The sequence below is a fragment of the Bacteroidia bacterium genome, assembly GCA_019695265.1.
In the GTDB taxonomy this organism is placed as follows: Bacteria; Bacteroidota; Bacteroidia; order JAIBAJ01; family JAIBAJ01; genus JAIBAJ01.
In genome coordinates, this window is the sequence record JAIBAJ010000158.1 from 1 (window position 1) to 5665 (window position 5665).

General features: G+C 41.3%; 6 protein-coding genes. 5 read left to right on the forward strand and 1 reads right to left on the reverse strand.

Annotated elements, in window-relative coordinates; all coding sequences use genetic code 11:
* From K1X82_14560 to K1X82_14575, 4 genes are all read left to right on the forward strand, one after another.
* On the forward strand, window positions 1-1156 hold a 1156-nt coding region (locus K1X82_14560), incomplete at its 5' end, for a dipeptidase (protein MBX7183331.1).
* A gap of 817 nt (window positions 1157-1973) precedes the next feature.
* Window positions 1974-3371, forward strand: a complete 1398-nt coding sequence (locus K1X82_14565; protein ID MBX7183332.1) for a bifunctional UDP-3-O-[3-hydroxymyristoyl] N-acetylglucosamine deacetylase/3-hydroxyacyl-ACP dehydratase — start codon at window positions 1974-1976, stop codon at window positions 3369-3371.
* Between the two features lies 1 nt (window position 3372).
* A complete protein-coding gene (gene lpxA / locus K1X82_14570; GenBank protein MBX7183333.1) occupies window positions 3373-4170 on the forward strand; it encodes an acyl-ACP--UDP-N-acetylglucosamine O-acyltransferase in 798 nt (265 codons plus the stop codon).
* 3 nt (window positions 4171-4173) lie between these two features.
* On the forward strand, window positions 4174-4380 hold the full coding sequence (locus K1X82_14575; protein ID MBX7183334.1) for a hypothetical protein: 207 nt from the start codon (window positions 4174-4176) through the stop codon (window positions 4378-4380).
* Here the strand turns inward: K1X82_14575 and K1X82_14580 are convergent.
* Window positions 4371-4910 carry an SRPBCC family protein gene (locus K1X82_14580; protein ID MBX7183335.1) on the reverse strand — a complete coding sequence of 180 codons (540 nt, stop codon included), beginning with the start codon at window positions 4908-4910 and terminating at the stop codon, window positions 4371-4373. The genes K1X82_14575 and K1X82_14580 overlap by 10 nt on opposite strands.
* A gap of 108 nt (window positions 4911-5018) precedes the next feature.
* Here K1X82_14580 and K1X82_14585 point away from each other — a divergent pair.
* Window positions 5019-5665 (forward strand): squalene/phytoene synthase family protein (locus tag K1X82_14585; GenBank protein ID MBX7183336.1); only part of this gene is annotated, 647 nt, incomplete at its 3' end.

The window sequence follows — 5665 nt, forward strand, 5'->3', positions numbered from 1 at the left end:
TCCTTCTAAACCAACTGTTTTGGTCTATGGACACTATGATGTGCAACCGGCAGACCCAATCGACTTGTGGACTACCCCGGCGTTTGAACCTCAAATTAGGGATGGGAAAATTTATGCCCGTGGTGCTTGCGATGATAAAGGCCAGATGTATATGCATGTGAAGGCCTTCGAAACCATGATGCAAACTCAAACCCTGCCTTGCAATGTGAAATTTATGATTGAAGGCGAGGAAGAAGTAGGCTCATCTAACTTGGGTACATTTTTGGAAAGAAACAAAGAAAAGCTAAAAGCCGATGTGGTTTTGGTCTCCGATACGGGTATGATTGCTAACGATGTTCCTTCAATCACAGTTGGGTTACGCGGACTAAGTTATGTGGAAGTGGAAGTTACCGGACCAAACCGCGATTTGCATTCCGGGATTTATGGTGGAGCTGTAGCAAATCCAATCAATGTTTTGGCTAAAATGATTGCTGAAATGAAAGATCAGAATGAACATATTGTCATTCCCGGTTTTTACGACGATGTGATTGAATTAAGCGCTCAGGAAAGGGCAGAAATGGCTAAAGCCCCCTTTTCAATAGAAGATTATAAGAATCATTTAAATATTGATGATGTTCATGGTGAAAGTGGATATTCTACCATGGAAAGAGTTTCAATTCGACCAACCCTCGATGTGAATGGTATTTGGGGTGGCTATACCGGCGAAGGTGCTAAGACGGTTATTGCATCTAAAGCCTTTGCAAAAATTTCTATGCGGTTAGTTCCCAATCAACATCCCGATAAAATTACCCAACTCTTTAAGGAGTATTTCGAAAAGGTAGCACCTAAATCAGTGAAAGTGGAGGTTCGTCCACACCATGGCGGTTTCCCGGTGGTTACGCCTACCGATTCGGTGGAGTATCTTGCTGCCGCCAAAGCTATGGAGGAAAGCTTCGGAAAATCACCTATTCCGGTTCGTACCGGAGGAAGTATTCCAATTATTGCCCTCTTTGAAAATGTGTTGGGATTAAAAACCGTATTAATGGGTTTTGGTCTGGATAGTGACGCAATTCACTCTCCCAACGAGCATTATGGTTTGTTTAATTACTTCAAAGGAATCGAAACTATCCCTCATTTTTATAAGCATTATGCCGAATTAAAAAGCAAAGCCAATTAAGCTTAGTGTCGGTTGTTCCGGACTTGACTTTTTTGAGATTTTATTCGGTAAGTGCAGTGCCTTTTCTGAGTAAATTATTTTCATGGCAACAGATATTGGTCTTTTGAGATAAGGTATTCCTGTTCCGTCCAAATATTGAATTGTTGGCGGGTCCCTCGCAAAACATAGCATTTCAAATTGGGTTTAATCGGGCTCGGGCCGGGCTATTCGTTTCAAGTCCTCGCCGCCCGGGCTAGCGCCACGGCCGTCTGTGGGCTTTCCACTGCTATCCCTACCCGGACTGAACCCCAAACGGCCGGCACATCGATTACCATTTTCGGTTCACAAAGCCTGTAAAATGATTGTAAGTAGCTTAGCCTGAATTTGGGTTGAAGCGAAGGATAGAAATTCCAATTTCTGAATTAAGAAAATTCCTGACCCTTTACAATCAATTGAAAATGAACCAACAGTCCGGGTTTGCACCCTCGGGCAACGATAGAGGTAAGTAGCCCACAGGAGCACGCGGCGCCAGCCAAGTGCTACGAGGACTACAACCGATAGCGTGACCCGAACGCCGATGCAGTAACTTCGAAAGTGGCAGAATCCTTAGCAGGCGGAGGGGGCCCGCCAAATCAAATCAGGATATGGTAGGCAAAATAGTTTGATAATTGTCTGAAATTCGCTTTTGGGGCTGTTTATTCCGGTTTAAAAAGGAAGCAAAAGTCCTGGTTTACATAAGAATAGCATGAATTTAACGGTAAATTTACTTTCCTGAAAATAAGGGTAAATTGTATGCATCTGCCTGTTACTTTTGCACCCCTGTTGAAGGCATCTGTTCATGACCGAAAAGCAAACCACCATAAGTGCACCTGCGACCGTTAGCGGAGTTGGATTACATACCGGAAAAGTTACCACACTAACCTACAAACCGGCATCGGCCAATGTTGGATATGTTTTCAAGCGGATTGATTTAGAAGGTCAACCCGAAATTGCGGTAGACGCCGATTTGGTTGTTGATACATCGCGAGGGACTACCATTGGGAAAGGAGGGGCAACTGTTCAAACAATTGAACATTCTATGGCGGCCTTATTTGGTTTGGGCATCGACAATGTTATTATTGAAATTGATGGCTCAGAACCTCCTATTTTGGATGGAAGTTCGGCTCAATTTATGGAAGCCCTGCAAAAGGTGGACGTGGTGGAATTAGAAGCTGATCGTAATTACTTTGAACTTAAAGAGACACTCATTTACAGAGATGAGGCTAGTGGAGTAGAAATGATTGCTGTTCCTGCCGATAAGTTTCAGGTAAGTGTAATGGTAGATTACAATTCACCGGTTTTAGGAAGGCAACATGCCAGTTTATACGATATTTCCGAGTTCAAAAAGGATATTGCTTCATCGCGTACCTTTTGTTTTTTGCATGAGTTAGAAATGCTTTTGGAGGCCGGATTAATTAAAGGCGGAGATTTAAACAATGCCATCGTGGTGGTGGATAAAGAAGTGGATGATGCTGAATTAAAAGCTTTGGCACATTTATTTAACCGTCCGGATATTAAGGTAGCCAAAGAAGGTATTTTGAACAACGTGGAATTGCGTTCGTACAATGAGCCGGCAAGGCATAAGCTGCTGGATGTGGTAGGTGATTTAACCTTGGTTGGACAACCGATTAAGGCTCATATTTTTGCTACTCGTCCGGGACATAAGGCCAATGCAGCCTTTGCACAAAAGATAAAGCAACACATTAAGGCAGAAAAGTTAAAGAAGGCAAACTATCCGGTGTACGATCCCGGAGTTAAGCCATTGTATGATATCAACCAGATTGTACAAATTCTACCACATCGACCTCCGTTTTTGCTGATAGATAAGATATTGGAGATGAGCGAGTCGCATGTGGTAGGGGTGAAGAATGTAACGATGAATGAGCCATTTTTTGCCGGTCATTTTCCTGGAGATCCGGTAATGCCCGGGGTATTACAGGTGGAAGCCATGGCTCAAGCGGGAGGGATTTTGGTATTAAGTACAGTACCGGATCCTGAGAATTACGTTACCTATTTTTTAAAATTAATTGAAGTTAAGTTCCGTCACAAAGTTCTTCCGGGCGATTCGGTTGTATTTCGCCTTGATTTGGTTTCGCCAATTCGCCGGGGAATATGCCATATGAAAGGATACGCCATGGTTGGATCCACCGTGGTTATGGAAGCAGAAATGATGGCACAAATAGTAAAAAGACCCTAGCATGATTTCCCCACTTTCCGTAATTGACCCAGAAGCTAAAATTGGTAACAATGTTACAGTAGAGCCATTTACCCGAATTTATGGGGATGTGGAAATTGGTGATGATTGTTGGATTGGTCCAAATGTGACAATTTTTGAAGGAGCCAGAATTGGTAAGGGGGTTAAAATTTTTCCGGGAGCTGTAATTAGTGGTGTTCCACAGGATTTAAAATACAAGGGCGAAAAAACTACGGCTGTTATTGGCGATTATGTTACCATTCGGGAGTGTGTTACTATTAATAAAGGTACAGCAGCCAACTGGGAAACCAAGGTTGGATCGCATTCCTTGTTGATGGCATATTCGCATGTAGCCCATGATTGTGTGGTAGGAAACCATTGTATATTGGCCAATTCAGCTACCTTGGCAGGGCATATTGTTGTTGAAGATTATGCGATAATTGGAGGGTTGTGTGCTATCCATCAGTTTGTTACGATTGGTGCTCACACCTTAATTTCGGGTGGTTCTTTGGTTAGAAAAGATGTACCGCCCTATACTCGTGCCGCACGGGAGCCATTATCCTATGTAGGTATTAATTCCATTGGACTTCGTAGAAGAAGTTTCTCAGCCGATGCCATTAAGATTATACAAGATTCTTATCGAATTTTGTTTGCCAGTGGATTGAGTGTTTCGGATGCCATTGCTGAAATGGAGTCAGAAATACCCGATTCAGAGTATAAGCACCAAATATTGAGTTTTGTTAAAACCTCGAAACGAGGCCTAATGAAAGGGTATATGGGTAAAGATCCGGATGAGGAATAAGCCATGAATATAGGAATTGGACATTGGATATTCGCGATCTTATTCTTAATTGGATTCCTGATTATGATGGTGTTTGCCTATTCTGATGACATAAAAAAATCGCCCGAATACTTCAAAGGATCTTGGAAAATTGTATTAATTATTGTAGGGTCAATAATGGTGTTGGTTGTTATCAAAATTCTGTTGAGGGTAACAGGCTATCAATTGTGATTTTCGCACACTGTTTTCAAATCGGCCAATGATTTTTCAAATTCCGGACCTATAAAAATTCCCATCAACTTACCCATGATACGATGCAAAGGGTTGTAACCTGCATCAGAATCCATGCTTTGGGTAACTTTAACCCCTTCCGGTGTTTGTTCAAATTTAAAACTACCAAAAGCAGGTTCGGTTTCATCCATAAAATACATTTCGTTTTTGATGTATTGGTTAGGAATGAGTTCAACTGTAACTTGTTTTCCTGTTCCAACTTGGTCATTTTCGCTTTTCCAGGAATACGATGCTCCCACACCCGAAGCTGGACCGGAATAGCTTAGTTGAATATTGGGATCCTTTTTATGCCAACTGCTCCATTTCGTCCAGGCATGAAAATCAGCTACTTCTTTAAAAATGGAGTCAACCGGAGCCTGAATCACCACGCTGCGATCTAAATGAATCTGAGAAGGTAAGAACATGGCTGCTGTGCAAGCCACTACAAAGAAACCAATAAAGCCAATGGCAACGAATTTGAGTGTTTTCACCTGAATAGAGAATTTAATAGCCTAAAAATAATGAAATTTTTATTCCAACTACACCCTGTATAAATTATTGAATGCCCAAGTGTTGAAAGTTATACTTTTGCAATCACCATGAAAGAATTGTATGATGATGTGAGTGTTCGATGTAGCCAGATGGTTACACGAAGCTATAGCACCTCCTTTTCATTAGCTATTCGGTTGCTTCACAAGGATTACGTGATACCGATTTATTCGATTTATGGATTTGTTCGATTTGCGGATGAGATTGTCGACACTTTTCATCAATATGACAAACGCAACTTGTTGGAAGAATTTGCTGCTGATACTCAAAAGGCTATACGGGATGGAATATCCTTAAATCCTATTTTACATAGTTTTCAATTAACGGTAAACAAGTACCATATTGAATGGGAATTAATTGATACCTTTTTAGAAAGCATGCGCATGGATTTAAATCAAACACAATACAACCGCGAGTCGTTTAATAAGTATATACTTGGCTCGGCGGAGGTAATTGGTTTAATGTGTTTGCGAATTTTTTGTGAAGGTAACCAAGCCATGTACGATTCGCTAAAGCCATTTGCTATGAAGTTAGGTTCAGCATTTCAGAAAATTAACTTTTTACGAGATCTAAATGCTGATTTTAACCACTTGGGAAGGTTTTATTTCCCGGAATTGGATTTTGGAGATTTTAATTCAGAAACCAAAGCCAAAATTGAAAATGAAATCAGGGAAGATTTCTCGGCAGGGTTAATGGG

Excerpts from the sequence above, each read along its gene's own strand:
- K1X82_14565 (MBX7183332.1), top strand. The coding sequence starts at position 1,974 with ATGACCGAAAAGCAAACCACCATAAGTGCACCTGCGACCGTTAGCGGA.
- lpxA (MBX7183333.1), top strand. The coding sequence starts at position 3,373 with ATGATTTCCCCACTTTCCGTAATTGACCCAGAAGCTAAAATTGGTAAC.
- K1X82_14575 (MBX7183334.1), top strand. The coding sequence starts at position 4,174 with ATGAATATAGGAATTGGACATTGGATATTCGCGATCTTATTCTTAATT.